This window comes from Paenibacillus nicotianae (assembly GCF_042681745.1).
Classification (GTDB): domain Bacteria; phylum Bacillota; class Bacilli; order Paenibacillales; family Paenibacillaceae; genus Saccharibacillus; species Saccharibacillus nicotianae.
Window position 1 is genome coordinate 694,763 of sequence record NZ_JBHUGF010000010.1, and the last position, 15,792, is coordinate 710,554.

Sequence of the window (15,792 nt, forward strand, 5' to 3'; positions counted from 1 at the left end):
GTCAAAAAAAGCCAAAATGATGGTCGGATGAATTGCCCATCATTTTGGCTTTTTGCGTATCTGTTTATGTTACGACACATACTGTTATTGCTTACAGGTATTACTTTTTCAATAGCAAGTAAAGGAAATAAGGCGCTCCAATCAATGCGACTACGATTCCCGCAGGCATTCCATCAGGATCAGAAAGATTGCGACCGATTGTATCTGCAACCAATAATAACCAGCCACCGATCAAAATAGATACAGGTACAAATAGTTGATGTCGCGGCCCTACCAGCGCTCTAGCAATATGAGGAGCCATAAGCCCGATAAAAGCTATCCCCCCTGTAACAGAGACGGCAGAAGCGGCAAGAGCTACCGCAGAAAGCATCAGCAAAATGCGATCTTTTTGAATCGGTACTCCTGCACCAATCGCTGTTCCTTCGTTCAGTGCTAATAGATTGAGAGAACGGGACTTATAGAGCACAAATGGAATCAGCACAATTAACCAGGGTAATAACGCGACAACAAAAGGCCAATCGGTTCCCCACACATTACCAGCTAACCATCTTGAAATAAAATCCACTTTAACTCGATCTACCGAAGAAATCAAAACAATCATAACACCGGATAAAGCTAGTGAAAATCCAACGCCAGTGATAATAAATTTCATCGGTTGCATACCTTCAGTACGACTATATGAAAAGAAGTAAATCAATATAGCTGTAATCAATGCCCCTGCAAAAGCAACGATAGGTAATATGTAGACAAACGTTCCTACTTCCAGTGGTGCAAATAAGAAAAAGACTGTTACACCCAGACCTGCACCGGCATTAATACCGACAATCCCGGGATCAGCTAATTCATTGCGAGTGACACCTTGCAATACAGAACCAGACAAAGCAAGAGCCATTCCTGCAAGCAATGTGATTAACATACGTGGTAATCGAATCGAGAACAGCACAAAGTCATCGACAAATGTACCGTTTCCAAGCAAGGTAGGAATCAGTCGATCAAACGATACAGAAGAAGCTCCAACACTTAGTGCAATCACCATTGTAATTAAAATAATAACCGTTAGTATAGCAAGAATCATTTTTTGCTGACGAGCGGGTTGTAGTTGCTTTATCATAGTGAGCGCACTCCTTTCCGCACAATCAATAGAAAGAAAGGCAGTCCAATAATAGCGATAATTGCCGAAATCGGTGTTTCAAAAGGAGCATTGATCATTCGTGCTAACGTATCTGCAAATACCATAAATGTAGCACCTGCAATAGCAGATAGTGGCAAAATAGTTCGGTAATCTGTACCTGCTATCATACGTACCAGATGAGGAATCATCAGCCCGATAAAAGCTAGATTTCCAACCAGTGCAACTGATGCTCCTGCCAGTAAAGTAATCAATACAAATAAAATCATTTTGATCTGATACGTTTGCAGACCTAATCCTACAGCAGTGCTTTCATTTAAGCTAAGAATCGTTAATTGACGTGAACATAAAATAGCGATCACGATACAGATAATAATGACAGGAGTAATACTCTGAATCTGTCCCCATGTCGTACCAATTAATCCGCCGGATGTCCACATTGATACACTTTTAGAAATTTTAAATTGTAGACTGACGCCATCAGCTACAGCAGATAACAAAGCTGAAACGGCTGCTCCTGCAAGTACCATTCGTAATGGCGACATCGTACGTTTGCGTAAAGCAGTCAATCCAAATACAAGTAACATTCCTATAGCCGCTCCGATAAAACAAGCGATCATAATCCCGAAGTAACCTACTCCCGGAAGAAAAACAAGAGCGATAGCCAGTGCAGCATTTGCACCTGAACTTAATCCAAGTAAACCTGGATCAGCTAAAGGATTACGAGTAAGACCTTGCATAATAGCACCGGCAACCGCTAGAGCAGCTCCTACGAGTACGCCTCCAATCTCACGCGGAAGACGCAATTCACGAATAATAGAAATATCGCCACCTGTGATTTGCGGATGAACTATCGCATTCCAGATATCGGATAATGAGATACTTTTAGCGCCGACCATAATAGCGATAACAAATACAACAACAAATAGCAATAACATCAAGACCAATTTGATAAGAAAAGCTTGAAAATATTTGGCAGTCATGGCATTTTTCATTATACGGATCGTTTCCTTCTCTGTATTTAGAAAAGAAGGAACGCTAGGCGCTCCTTCTTTTCATTTGTGATTTAGATTAAGATTTACCTAGCAACGATTTGGTAATAAAGTCAAGTTGATAATCGAGTGATGCTGCATCGTTAAAGTAGAATCCACGTGCATCTACTTCAAATACACGATTGTTTTTAACAGCCGGAATATTTTTGTAGGTATCTGTATTTTGGAATGAAGCATCTACACTAGGGTCTTTACTATAAAATACATAATCCCCTAAATATTCAGGTAACACTTCAAGAGATAGGTCATAATATCCTTTTTTCGAAGTCATTTGTTTTACTTTTTCAGGCATTTTGAGACCCATGGCTTGATAAATAATTTCCGTTCCTCGTCCCCAAGCGCTACCGAATATATACAGTTGCTTGGAATCGCCTTCCATAACCGTTACTGTAGCATCATCACCAATTTTAGCTTTGATTTCAGTACCTGCTTTTTGTGCACGTTCTTTAAAATCAGCGATCCAAGCAGCACCTTTGTCTGCTTGATTTACCGCTTTAGCGATTTCTTCAATCTGTGTTAAATAATCGACTTTGTTATAAGTATAAGTAACGACTGGAGCAAGTTTTTTTAATTTGTCTATGTTTTTAGTATCGCTTGACGCAATAATCAAATCTGGTTTGAGTTCAATAATTTTTTCCAGATTATCATCGGATACCTCGGCAACATCTTTTAATTGATTTGCAAAATTAGGGTCAGCTTTCGTCCATGAATCTACACCAACCAGTGGAACCCCAAGAGAAATCAAGTTACCTGCATAACCTGCTAGAGCGATAACACGTTGTGGATTGGCAGGTACTTCAACAGGCCCTGTTTCGGATTGATAAGTGATTGTACCTGTAGTAGCGGGAGCAGAATTGCTGGCTTCTGAAGAATTTGCCTTATCGGTAGTAGCCGTATTGGTAGATTGATTACCACATGCGCTTAATACCAATACAATCACCATCATTAATGGTAATAACATTTTTCTCATACGTAAAATCCCCTTTAATATAGAATGAAATTGATAATCATTATCATATGACGACTCTAAAACTTTAAAACGATGCGATTTTTTTGTCAATATTTATTTTATTTTTGTAACAAATATAATGTATAAAGAGGGTAAGTGAGAGACAGAAATAAGCATCCAAAATAGAAGAGATACCGGATGATGAAAAACAGTAAAACAGTGCAATCTATTGCAAAAGGACGTATTCAGTCATGTACTCTAGTCTTATCGACTTTACAGCGTATGAATCGATTTGCTTCTTAAATCCAGTCGTAGTAAGGTGTACTCATAACCTAATATTGGAAGGATGAATTTGTCTTATGACTAATTTGCAAGCGCTACAATTTCGCCAATCGTTAAAGCAATGGACTTTCAAAGCTGTCGATGAATCAGAATGGTTACCGGCTACTGTGCCAGGAACAGTCCATACTGACTTATTAGATAATGGTAAAATTTCGAATCCTTTTTATGGTACAAATGAAAAAGACGTCCAATGGATTGATAAAAAAGATTGGGAGTACATAACAACGATTGAGGTAGAAGCTTCTGTGCTCAATCATTCGCATATTGAACTTGTTTTTGCAGGGCTGGATACGTATGCAGAAGTATATGTGAATGAACAACATGCATTATCAGCAGATAATATGTTCCGTACATGGAGAGCAGATGTGAAGCCTTATGTGAAATTAGGGACTAATGATATTCGTATTCATTTCCGTTCTCCGATCATGGAAGATTTACCGAAGCTGAAAGCATTAGGTTACGGATTACCTGCGTCTAATGATCAATCTGAAGTAGGTGAATTAGGAGATCAAAGAGTCAGTGTATTTGCTCGTAAAGCGCCTTATCATTATGGCTGGGATTGGGGTCCACGTTTTGTCACCAGTGGAATCTGGCGTGAAGCTGAATTAGTCGCATGGTCGGATGTACGCATCGAAAATGTATATATTCGCCAAGATCAGGTACATGCAGAATCGGCTGATCTTACAGCTATTGTACAAATTTATTCTGAGCAAGAGCGTCAGGTGAACTTGCGTGTCTATGCAGATGGACAGAATTGGGAACAGACAGTGACACTAGCAGAAGGTACAGATGCTGTACAAATTCCTTTATTATTGGATAATCCTAAATTGTGGTGGTCTAGAGGGCTAGGAGACGCTTATCTGTATACGTTTACAGTAGAAGTGTTAGAACAGAATCAGACACTTGCTGTGAAATCAGAACGGACAGGTATTCGCTCGATCCGTCTGGTGACAGAAGCACATCCTGATTATCCGGGAACTTCGTTTTATTTTGAATTGAACGGTGTACCTGTATTTGCTAAAGGTGCTAATCATATCCCGAATGACAGCTTCTTGCCGCGGGTAACTTTGGAGCGTTATCGTCATGAGATCGTTACTGCTGTAGAATCCAATATGAATATGTTGCGTGTATGGGGCGGCGGTATATACGAAAATGATGAATTTTATGATCTTTGTGATGAATACGGTATTCTCGTATGGCAAGACTTTATGTTTGCATGCAGTATGTATCCAGGTGATGAAGATTTCTTAGATAGTGTTCAAGCAGAAGCAGAAGATAATATTCGTCGTTTACGCAATCATCCAAGTATTGTGCTCTGGTGTGGTAATAATGAGATCGATTCTGCGTGGTCTCAATATGTAGAAGACGGTGGTTGGGGTTGGAAAAAAGACTACAATACAGAACAGCGTGCACAAATCTGGGCTGATTATGAAGCATTGTTCCATGAGTTATTACCAGAAGTCGTTCGGGTAGAGCATCCCGGTATCTCTTACTGGCCGTCATCACCAATCGTTGCAGTGACAAATAATGAAAAACAGCATACACATAGCATTACAGATTCTGGAGATATTCATTATTGGGGAGTCTGGCATAACAGTGAGCCATTTGAGCGATACAATACGTATATCGGTCGGTTTATGAGTGAATACGGATTCCAATCGTTTCCAGAATATAAATCAGTTCGCACATATGCAGAAGAATCAGACTTAGCATTAGAATCAGAAGTGATGCTTCGTCACCAAAAAAATGGAGCAGGCAATCGATTAATCAAAGAGTATATGGATAAATATTTACCAGCACCTAAAGATTTCCCTTCGTTTCTATATATGAGTCAGGTGTTGCAAGCCGAAGCGATGAAGACTGCAATCGAAGCGCATCGTCGCCGCAAACCATATTGTATGGGAACATTGTACTGGCAGATGAATGATTGCTGGCCTGTAGCATCATGGTCAAGTATGGATTACTATGGTCGCTGGAAAGCAGTTCAATATTACGCCAAACGCAGTTTTGAAGATATTTTAATCTCAATTGATCAATCGGTCTCAGGCAAAGTGGATATTCATCTGGTTTCGGATCTGATTGCACCCAAATCATTAACCGTTCGTGTCAAAGTACTCGGAATCGATGGTACGTTGTACAAAGAAATGCCGCAATCACTTACTCTTGCAGGTGGGGAAGCAGTTCAATTACTATCTTTGACGACTGAACAATTGCTTGGAGATGTGAATCCAGCCGAAGCCATTCTTGTCGCAGAATTAGAACATGAAGATCAATTGCTTCATGCAGAGATTGCTTATTTTGTATCTGCAACAGAGTTAGCTTTGCAACAACCGACTATTCAAGTTATAGAAACCGAAGTCGATGGTGTGGTTGCTTATGAATTGACGACAGATGTATTAGCACGTCAGATCTGGTTATCTACCGAAAGCGAAGGAGTCTTTAGTGACAACTTCTTTGATCTGATTCCTGGAGTAACCAAGACTGTTCAGTTCAAAAAATTACAGACTCTACAAGAAGCTGAAGCAGCGGCTCATAGCCAATCCGAGTCAAATATTGTACAGAAACCTGTACCTCATTTACCTCATTTTGTGCCTGTGAAGCCAGAAGGTTTGCAGATTCAATCGATGGCGGACTTTATTCATATTTCATAAGATCAGATCTGGATAAAGCAAATCGTCAGGTTTACTTCTTATATATCCTTTCAAAATCACATGAAACTCCCTAAAATCACAATAAACTTGGGGAGTGTCTTGTGATTTTGTGTATAGATGAGTATCATTAGTGTGAGGTGAATTAACTATTATGGAACGATTGCAAAAAATATTAGCACAAGCAGGTATAGCTTCCCGACGTAAATGTGAAGAGTTAATTGTAGCGGGTAAAGTAACTCTGAATGGTGAAGTTGTCACTGAGCTTGGAACCAAAGCAGATCCAACAGTGGACGAGATCATTGTTAACGGACGATCGATTGCTGCGGAGAAAAAAGTGTACATTATGTTCAACAAACCTAAAGGGGTTATTACAAGTGCTTCTGATCCAGAAGGACGTAAAATTGTAGGTGATTATCTTAAAGGTGTACGTGAACGTGTGTATCCTGTAGGACGACTGGATTATGATTCAGAAGGTCTTTTAATTTTGACCAATGATGGAGAACTGGCTAATCGCTTAACTCATCCAAGACATCACGTACCCAAAACATATCTTGTAACAGTAGAAGGCGTACCACACGGTACAGCACTAGAGAAGTTCCGTCAGGGGATTCAATTGGAAGATGGAATGACTCAGCCTGCTGAAGCGGATTATTACGATATTGATACAGAGAAGAAGCAAGCGACGATACGGGTAACGATTCATGAAGGTAGAAACCGTCAGATTCGTCGTATGTTTGAAGCTCTTTCTCATAAAGTGATTCGGTTGAAACGTATTTCTTTTGGTGAATTACTGGTAGGTAATTTGAAGCGTGGTCTATATCGCCACCTAACTAAAGAAGAAATTGATAAGCTAAAAAGCAGCGGTAAAGCATAACATAGAGATCATTTATATGTATTGATGACAGCTAGGAGGCTTTAGTAAATGAGTGACCAGATGAATCGCATTTTAGTGGTGGATGACGAAGAACGTATTCGCCGTTTACTACGCATGTATTTAGAAAAAGAAGGCTATGAGATTGATGAAGCAGAAGACGGAGAAGCTGCTCTACGCAAAGCAGTAGCAGAAGATTATGGCTTAATTATGCTTGATCTCATGTTGCCGGGGATCGATGGTATTGAAGTATGTAGTCGTCTACGTCAAGTTAAATCCACACCGGTATTGATGCTTACCGCTAAAGGCGAAGAAGTCAATCGTGTGCAAGGATTTGAAGTAGGAGCAGATGATTATGTGGTCAAACCATTCAGTCCGCGCGAAGTGATCTATCGTGTCAAAGCGATTATGCGTCGTTCTTCTGCAACAGCGTATCTGTCTCAAGAAAACAATTCGAGCAATAATATCGTATTCCCGAATTTGATTATTGAGCATGATGCGCATCGTGTAACCGCAAGTGGACACGAGATTAGCTTAACGCCGAAAGAATACGAACTGCTACATTTTCTAGCGGTATCACCGGATAAAGTATTCTCACGTGAAGAATTGCTCAAAGATGTATGGAATTATGAATTTTTCGGCGATTTGCGTACTGTAGATACTCATGTAAAACGGTTGCGTGAAAAGCTAAACAAAGTATCACCTGAATCAGCCGCAATGATCACTACGGTATGGGGCGTTGGTTACAAGTTAGAGGTTCCAAAATAAGTGGACTTCTGGAGAACGCTTGTTGGTAAGTTGTGGCTGACGATTAGCGCATTAGTGGCTTGTGTACTGTTAACACTGGGTTTATTTTTGCTACCTTATATCGATAGTACATTTACCAATTCCGGTTCGATCAAACGTTTATTTACCTATGTCTCCATCGTAGGATTTTCGATGACTACCTTTTTTGCTCTTTTTTTGTTGACCAAAATTACACAGCCGATGCAGCAATTAATTCAAGCCGCAGACGGGATTCGCAAAGGAAAATACAATACCCGCGTATCTTTGCAAACCAGTGATGAAATTGGTCAATTAGCAAGCGCATTTAATCATATGGCAGAAGAATTGGAAAAAAATATTCAGAATTTACAACTAGAAAAAGAACAGATGGCAAGCATACTTCGCAGTATGGGAGATGCGGTGATTACATTTGATAAATCTGGTAATATGATTCTGCATAATCCACCAGGCGAAATGATTATGGATACGTGGCACAAAGCAGGCTGGGAACGTCAGGAACAAGACGGAACAACGGCTGATAGCAAAGTGCCAGAACCTCTATATCCGATGTTCCAGAGTGTGATTAGTGAACGTCAGGATCAGAGTTCTAATATTCATGTCAAACAGCAGGTCTGGTCTGTCAATATGGCTCCCTTGTATTCAGGCAACGATGTACGTGGAACCGTATCGGTACTGCGTAATGTAACCGATGAGGTCAAAGCGGAGAAGATGCGTCGTGACTTTGTAGCTAATGTGTCCCATGAGATTCGTACACCATTACAGATGATTCAAGGGTATAGTGAAGCATTGCTTGATGGCATGGCTACTTCCAAAGAAGAAAGCGATGAATTGGTACAGGTCATTTATGATGAATCATTACGTATGGGTCGATTGGTACAGGATTTACTCGATCTTGCACGTATGGAAGCCGGTCATATCGATATGAATTTTGATGAGATCGATCTCAATGAATTAATGGATCGAGTCTATCGTAAATTTACGGTGCGAGCCAAAGAAAGAGAACTCAAACTTAACTTTGTACGTGACGAGTTTTTGCATCTATATGCAGATATCGATCGACTAGAGCAAATATTCACGAATTTACTAGATAATGCTTTTCGCCATACGTCTGCCGGTGGAACGATTACGGTAACCGCTCATATGGAAAAAGAGCATATACGTGTTGTGTTTCAAGATACCGGAGCAGGTATACCGATGGACGATCTTCCTTTTATTTTTGAACGCTTTTACAAAGCAGACAAAGCCCGCGTACGCGGCGAAGCTGGCGGTACAGGTCTAGGTCTTGCGATTGTACGTAATATCGTAGAAGCTCATCATGGAAGTATTACAGCGGATAGTATATTAGGTAAAGGCACTGAATTTACATTGCTGCTCCCGATTCAGCATCCTACTGAAGTATGATTGAATTGGAAAATGTGTCTGCAATAAACAACAAGATTTTTTTAGGATAACAATAAATATGATCCCCTAAAAGTAGACAGTGAACAAGAGATTCTATGTATAGAATTTTGATACTGAATATGGAAAGGGGATTTTTTATGTCTAGTATGTTCCAGTACATTCCTGACATTCCTGCTAATAAGCAAATCAAAAAAAGCTGTTCTACACAATAATATATTGTATAGAACAGCTTTTATTTAGTAATCACATATATTTATTGGTTACTTTTATTTATAAATTATACCAGTACCACTTCTTGTGCTTTGTTCAAGTTCGGCAAGTCGACAAGCGCGGATAATACATCTTTGTTGACATCTTTATCAACGGTTAAGATCATAATCGCTTCGCCGCCTTCTTGCTTACGTCCTACTTGCATCGATGCAATATTGACATCTTTTTGACCTAGTAGTGAACCTACATTACCGATAATACCTGGCTTATCTGTATGAGAGATCAAGATTTGGTGGCCGCTTGGCAATACATCGACAGAATAATCATTGATACGAACAATACGCTCGCCGTAACCTGCTAACAATGTACCTGCTACACGAGGTTCTTCACCGTTTTGTCCTTTAAGGCTCACTGTAATCAAGTTGGTAAAGCCTTTCGTCGATGGAGCACTTGTAATGATCACATTGAGATCACGTACTTTAGCAAGGTGCATTGAGTTTACGATATTCGCTTCATCACCCATATGACGGGCAAGAATGCCTTTTAGAATATAGCGTGTTAATGGTTGGGTATCGACTTCAGATAGATCTCCTGCATAATCAATACGAATTTCTTGAATCGCTTGAGTAGCCATTTGAGCAGCAAAGCTACCTAATTTCTCACCGAGGGAGAAGTAAGGTTGTAATTTATTCATCACGCTTGCAGCCACAGGAGGCATATTCACAGCATTTTTGAAAGGCTCATCACGTAAAATATGCAATACTTGCTCGGATACATCGATCGCTACATTCTCTTGTGCTTCAATCGTAGATGCACCTAGATGTGGAGTAACGATAATTTGCGGATGACTCAAAAATGGATGATCTGCTTGCGGAGGTTCGCTTTCAAATACGTCAAAAGCAGCACCAGCGACAATACCTTCATTTACAGCAGTGATCAAAGCCGTCTCATCGATTACACCACCACGTGCACAGTTAATAATACGCATACCTTTTTTCATGACCTGAAATTGTGCAGTAGAGATCATATGTTTTGTTTCTGGCGTTAACGGTGTATGTACCGTCATAAAATCGGCATTACGTATAATTTCATCGACACTGGCTAAAGTAACACCCATTTTGTCTGCACGTTCTTGTGTTAAGAAAGGATCATATCCCAAAATTTCCATTCCAAATGCTTTGGCACGCTTCGCGACTTCACTACCGATGCGACCCATACCGAGTACACCTAATGTTTTGTTGCGTAATTCAACGCCGAGGAAAGATTTACGATCCCAAGTACCGCCAATTGTTTTGGCATAAGCTTGAGGGATGTGACGAGCAAGAGCCATCATCATCGCAAAAGTATGTTCACAGGTTGTAATGGTGTTACCGTCTGGTGCATTGATTACAATGATACCGCGTTCTGTTGCAGCATTTAGATCAATATTATCTACGCCTACGCCCGCACGTCCAACGACTTTGAGCTTGGTGGCAGCTTCCATGATTTTTTTGGTTACTGTCGTCTGACTACGTACAAGTAGAGCATCGTAGTCGCCAATAATAGCTACTAATTCATCTTCGCTAAGTCCAGTCTGCTTATCCACAATAATATCTTGAGCGTCTACCAATTGCTGAATTCCTAGATCACTAATCGGGTCTGATACCAATACCTTAAACATAATTTCTTTCCTCCTCCAAAATGGTCAGTCTCTGTACAATCGTTATTTGTCATTTATATAAACACTCGCATCTGCTGTCAGCGCTGAAAACAGCTATGCTATGCTAATATCGTACACATTCTTTTTGGTGAGTTCAATGGGTGAACGCACTACCGCATGAAAGTGAAAATCATACAAAAAAAGCACTCATCTCCGCATACTACTACTGTAGCAAAGGGACGAGTGCTGTCGTGGTACCACCCTAATTCGCTGTTCTTTCACAAGAACCAGCCTTATGGTCAATGTTTTGACCGGATCGCTAACGGGATCAACCGACTGTACCTACTTGATTTCAATACAGTGACTCAGGATCGCTCAAAGATAACAATTGGCTTACCGGTTTGCACCAACCACCGGCTCTCTGAAAACCATCATGTTACTTTTTTCCTTCATAGACGTTAGAATCATTTAATTTTTCATAATGTAACATGGGTTACATATCATGTCAATACAGCAAAGAGAGAAAGCAATCAGAAAATTTCAAAATGAATTTTACGCGAAACGATAATTATATTCTAACGTAAAACGTTCAGAACAGCCAATCTTGAATAATTAGGAACAGAGATAGAAGCTAGTATTCAATAAAGTGATATAATAGACCGATACACTATTTTATGCAGCCAAAGGATTGTGATTATGAAAAAAAGCAAGTTTCGTTCATTCAAAATTAAACGCGTACAACCTGAACAATTAACCGATAAATTATTATTGATTAATTTGTATTTAACGCAAGGGTTGACCTTGCTTGTTGGACTGATATGGATTTGGTTACAAGGGCGCAACCCTTTAACATTATTACAATTGCCAACAGAACTTACTTTTATCGCATGGGGATTAGGGCTTGCAGCGTTGATGCTAGTCGTAGATCTATTTATTTCCAAAGTTGTTCCTGAAAATAGTATGGATGATGGCGGAATTAATGAAATGATCTTCAAAAATCGTCCGTTATGGCATATTATTATTATTACACTACTGGTAGGGGTGTGCGAAGAAATATTGTTCCGTGGAGCTATTCAATATGCAGTAGGTCCTTACTGGACCAGCATTATATTTGCTGCTATTCATTTCCGTTATCTACGACATTGGATTCCTACAGCATGGGTATTCGTCAGTAGCTACGCACTTGGGTATATATATATTGAATCCGGAACATTGTGGGCACCTATATTATGTCACTTTGCGATTGACCTGATATCCGGTCTAATTATTTCATTGCGGAGGGAAAAATGAGCGAGCGCCTAAGCAGGTTAGAACGTTATAGTAATACAGCAACACGAGAAAGCAGACAATCGAGTAGAGTAGCCAGATATAGTACTGGAGAAGAAGGGCTTCTAACAGGAAGTCGTATTCGTTTACCTGCGGGTCGTAAAAAGAATGCTACCAACACTGTTCGTGGAGCGATCAATGAACAAGGAGTGTTAACGCGTTCTAAAACAGGCGAAGTTAGTGAAACAGATGAAGAAGAGAACGAAAAAGATAAAGATTACGTACCTCGAAGTACGATTTATCCATCTCGCAAAATTAAAATTGCCAAGTTTTTTTACGGATATCTTATTTTTTTGTTTGTTGCGTTAACAATTATGTTGTTATGGTGGGGAATTAAGCTATCTGGGTTTATGCCGAATTGGTATTGGCTTCAGAATTTAGCAGGTCGTTCCGGGCTATAACATGATTGCTATTGAACAACTACATGTACTCAACAAAAAAGCAAGGGTCGCAGTTATTACACTGTAACCCTTGCTTTTTAATTACTAGCTTTTAATGATTAAAGTCAGAAAAACAAATTAACGCATTTTAGGTTCGATCGCATTAGGATCAACAAATGTATAACCTTTTGCCTCAAGCTTGGTTAGAAGTTCATCCAATGCTTCTACCGTCCAAGGCAATTCATGCATCAAAATGATACTTCCTGAATGTAGTTGATCCATAACATTCGAAATAACAGCATCTGGATCTTTTTGATTTACCCAGTCAAGCGAACCTACAGACCAGTTCATATACAGCATGTCATGTTTTTTCGCTAATGCATGTACCGTATCGTTAGTAGCACCATTTGGAGCACGTAGGAAGCGCGGAGCTTCATTGATCGTATCTTCAATTAACTTTTGAGTATCCTCGATTTGTTGGGTTACTTTAGCTTTAGATTCATGTTTAAGTACGATATGATCTTGGGTATGATTACCGATAATACCACCACGATCATGAATAAGCTTCAGTAGTTCAGGATGAGTTTTGATCCGATAGCCATTGACAAAGAAGATCGCTTTAGCATGATGTTTGTCCAGTGTATCCATCATACTGTTAATCATTTTTTTCTCTTTTGGACCGTCATCGAATGTTAAAAGAACTACTTTTTTAGGCGTTTCTTTGGATTCTTCGTTAGGTACGATATCATAATTTTTGTTCATATGATATGTATACTCAGCAGGAGCAGTAGCTTCGGTGTCTTTTGCCGATGTACTTTCAGAAGACTGTTCCGGTGTAGTCGCTTCTGTAGAAGTTGTACCCTCTGTTGCTGGTGTAGTAGCTGTACTGCTACTTTCTGGGGTTGTTGCAGGTGTGCTAGTATTACTTTGTTCGGTAGTAGCGGCAGGTGTTTCTGTAGTGGATGCTGGAGCTTGATTGCTACAAGCAGACAACATAATTACAGATAACAACAACCAACTCGCTGTTTTTTTTAACATACATTCACGCTCTTTTCTGTCTGAATTGTTAGAAAATAAAATCGATCAACAAACGGTGGAGCAAAATTCCGCATATGTAAATTAAATCCTTAAAGCATGTGTAAGGTCAACCATAAATATATAACGATAAGTTACAATATAGCCATAAATAGCAATTGACCTTAAATGCACAAACTATCTTTTAAACCAAAACCGGAAGATATGAAACAAATTTCAAAAAAAAGATTGACAATACGCATTATTCTTATTCAGGCGTTTTAGTGCGTGCATTTAAGGATAATAAATGGTAACATACCTAATATAGCATTGCTATATCTATCATCGATATAAATAGGCAGTGACATAACCTGTATTCATACGATGGTTATGACCTATGTTTTCCAAGGGGGATCCTATTATGAAAATAGAACGACTAAGCTCAGACAAAATACGGATTTTCCTTACGTTTGATGATCTTACTGAGCGTGGAATTCAAAAAGAAGACATGTGGCAGGAAATTCCTAAAGTCCATGATCTTTTTACCGAAATGATGGATCAAGCTTATAGTGAGCTTGGATTTGATGCTACCGGTCCTCTTGCAGTCGAAGTATTTGCACTTCCTGCGCAAGGAATGGTTGTTATCGTGACGCGTGGCAAGTATGACCAACACTTGGGCACGATTAATGAAGAAGATATGGCTGACGAAATATATGAAATGGAAGTTACGCTAGAAGAAACTGATTTTATTGCGTATTCTTTCAAAGATTTTGAAGTTCTTATCGAAGCAGCTCATACTCTCTCCAAAAATGTCACTGAAGCCGGACGGCTGTACCATTATAAAGATAAATGGATTTTGACTATGGATCCTGCGGATGTAGATTTGACCAAACACGCCGCTTTGATCGCTGTATTAGCTGAATTTGGCGATACAACATCGTTAACGGAAGCAGTATTAGAAGAATACGGAAAAGTTGTTATGGCTGAAAATGCGATTGCGACCATCTGTGAACATTTTGATCGTAACGACTAAGTCCAATATAAAGGTACCTCAGGTATATCCTTCATATCCATAGCGTGAACCGACCGGAAGGAGTTCCTAATATTATAATGTGGCACAACGTCGGACTGGGTTTACGCAAGAATGGAGGGAGAATATCGAGTGTCTTTATTTTCGATCATGATGGCAGCAATAGCTCCGGGTATTGCTCTGTTGATCTATTTTTACCTCAAGGACAGATATGAACCAGAACCACTCCATTTGGTAATCAAATTCTTTTTCTTAGGCGTGGCGATTGTATTCCCGCTTATGATTATACAACGGGCTATGGTGCTTGGATTAGGCGATAGTCCTTATGTATTTTCCTTTCTGACCTCAGCAGGTGTAGAAGAATTTGCCAAATGGTTTATTATCTATCATATTTTGTACAATCATACAGAGTTTGACGAGCCTTATGATGGAATACTCTATACAGTAGCGCTATCATTAGGATTTGCAACATTGGAAAATGTATTGTATGCCTTATATAACTCCATGTCTGTCATGTCATTATTATTGCGGGGATTGCTTCCTGTTTCTGGACATGCGCTTTTCGGAGTGATCATGGGTGACTATATTGGCAAAGCCAAATTTACAACTACCAAACGCAAACGTAATATATTCCTTGCTTTAGGATTAATACTTCCTATTTTTTGGCATGGATTATATGATCTGATCCTGCATATGATGAGTCAATATTGGTTATGGTACATTATTCCGTTGATGATCGTTCTCTGGTATGGTGGGATGAGTAAGATCACCCGGGCGAGTAACCGTTCGCCTTTCCGCTTTATCAAACGTGAGGAAGAAGTTAATTTGTAATATTGTCATAAAAAGCAATCCACTTATCTGTTGCTATAGTGCAGAAAAGTGCGGTTGCTTTTTTTTGTCTAAAATAGCAATTTATGACGTATCATTTCTATAACAAGATGGTATAATTCATATCACTATATACTCATAATCAAGTACAGCAGAAGCGTAGAAATGGTTGGATATTGTTCAA

Annotated in this window: 13 protein-coding genes and 1 other annotated feature; of the genes, 8 read left to right on the forward strand and 5 right to left on the reverse strand. The window is 39.5% G+C overall.

The features are described from left to right. Positions 1 to 100 precede the first annotated feature (100 nt). The 3 genes from ACFSGI_RS07260 to ACFSGI_RS07270 form a co-directional block, all read right to left on the reverse strand. Positions 101 to 1,111 carry a FecCD family ABC transporter permease gene (locus tag ACFSGI_RS07260; RefSeq protein WP_204823483.1) on the reverse strand — a complete coding sequence of 337 codons (1,011 nt, stop codon included), beginning with the start codon at positions 1,109 to 1,111 and terminating at the stop codon, positions 101 to 103. After that, positions 1,108 to 2,124: a FecCD family ABC transporter permease gene (locus tag ACFSGI_RS07265; protein WP_379282811.1), complete on the reverse strand. Its 1,017-nt coding sequence runs from the start codon at positions 2,122 to 2,124 to the stop codon at positions 1,108 to 1,110. The genes ACFSGI_RS07260 and ACFSGI_RS07265 overlap by 4 nt, the downstream gene beginning before the upstream one ends. Positions 2,125 to 2,200: 76 nt before the next feature. Beyond that, entirely contained in the window at positions 2,201 to 3,151 is a 951-nt protein-coding gene (locus ACFSGI_RS07270; protein ID WP_204823484.1) for an iron-hydroxamate ABC transporter substrate-binding protein, read from the reverse strand. A 338-nt stretch (positions 3,152 to 3,489) separates the two neighbouring features. Between ACFSGI_RS07270 and ACFSGI_RS07275 the strand changes: the two genes are divergently transcribed. The 4 genes from ACFSGI_RS07275 (at position 3,490) to ACFSGI_RS07290 (ending at position 9,181) form a co-directional block, all read left to right on the forward strand. Continuing rightward, positions 3,490 to 6,123, forward strand: coding sequence for a beta-mannosidase (locus ACFSGI_RS07275; RefSeq protein WP_204823485.1), 2,634 nt, complete (start codon positions 3,490 to 3,492; stop codon positions 6,121 to 6,123). Between the two features lie 151 nt (positions 6,124 to 6,274). Then, on the forward strand, positions 6,275 to 6,997 hold the full coding sequence (locus ACFSGI_RS07280; RefSeq protein ID WP_204823486.1) for a pseudouridine synthase: 723 nt from the start codon (positions 6,275 to 6,277) through the stop codon (positions 6,995 to 6,997). Positions 6,998 to 7,045: 48 nt separating this feature from the next. Then, positions 7,046 to 7,762, forward strand: coding sequence for a response regulator transcription factor (locus ACFSGI_RS07285; protein WP_069327893.1), 717 nt, complete (start codon positions 7,046 to 7,048; stop codon positions 7,760 to 7,762). After that, positions 7,763 to 9,181 (forward strand): ATP-binding protein, encoded by a 1,419-nt coding sequence (locus ACFSGI_RS07290; protein WP_204823487.1) that lies wholly within the window; start codon positions 7,763 to 7,765, stop codon positions 9,179 to 9,181. A gap of 277 nt (positions 9,182 to 9,458) precedes the next feature. On the opposite strand, the gene serA is transcribed toward ACFSGI_RS07290, so the two are convergent. Continuing rightward, complete coding sequence (serA, locus tag ACFSGI_RS07295) at positions 9,459 to 11,051, reverse strand: phosphoglycerate dehydrogenase (RefSeq protein ID WP_204823488.1); 1,593 nt, start codon at positions 11,049 to 11,051, stop codon at positions 9,459 to 9,461. A gap of 211 nt (positions 11,052 to 11,262) precedes the next feature. Continuing rightward, positions 11,263 to 11,492, reverse strand: a binding site (T-box leader). Between the two features lie 234 nt (positions 11,493 to 11,726). On the opposite strand from serA, the gene ACFSGI_RS07300 reads away from it, so the two are divergent. Together ACFSGI_RS07300 and ACFSGI_RS07305 are read left to right on the forward strand one after the other, a co-directional pair. After that, a complete protein-coding gene (locus ACFSGI_RS07300) occupies positions 11,727 to 12,320 on the forward strand; it encodes a type II CAAX endopeptidase family protein (protein WP_204823489.1) in 594 nt (197 codons plus the stop codon). Continuing rightward, a complete protein-coding gene (locus ACFSGI_RS07305) occupies positions 12,317 to 12,757 on the forward strand; it encodes a hypothetical protein (protein WP_204823490.1) in 441 nt (146 codons plus the stop codon). Before ACFSGI_RS07300 ends, ACFSGI_RS07305 begins: the two co-directional genes overlap by 4 nt. A 117-nt stretch (positions 12,758 to 12,874) precedes the next feature. Here the strand turns inward: ACFSGI_RS07305 and ACFSGI_RS07310 are convergent, their stop codons facing one another. Continuing rightward, positions 12,875 to 13,774: a polysaccharide deacetylase family protein gene (locus ACFSGI_RS07310; RefSeq protein ID WP_204823491.1), complete on the reverse strand. Its 900-nt coding sequence runs from the start codon at positions 13,772 to 13,774 to the stop codon at positions 12,875 to 12,877. A 397-nt stretch (positions 13,775 to 14,171) separates the two neighbouring features. Here ACFSGI_RS07310 and ACFSGI_RS07315 point away from each other — a divergent pair, with 397 nt between their 5' ends. Together ACFSGI_RS07315 and prsW are read left to right on the forward strand one after the other, a co-directional pair. Beyond that, positions 14,172 to 14,783, forward strand: a complete 612-nt coding sequence (locus ACFSGI_RS07315) for a genetic competence negative regulator (protein WP_069327899.1) — start codon at positions 14,172 to 14,174, stop codon at positions 14,781 to 14,783. Positions 14,784 to 14,912: 129 nt separating this feature from the next. Continuing rightward, complete coding sequence (gene prsW / locus ACFSGI_RS07320) at positions 14,913 to 15,611, forward strand: glutamic-type intramembrane protease PrsW (protein WP_204823492.1); 699 nt, start codon at positions 14,913 to 14,915, stop codon at positions 15,609 to 15,611. The last annotated feature ends 181 nt before the right edge of the window (positions 15,612 to 15,792 follow it).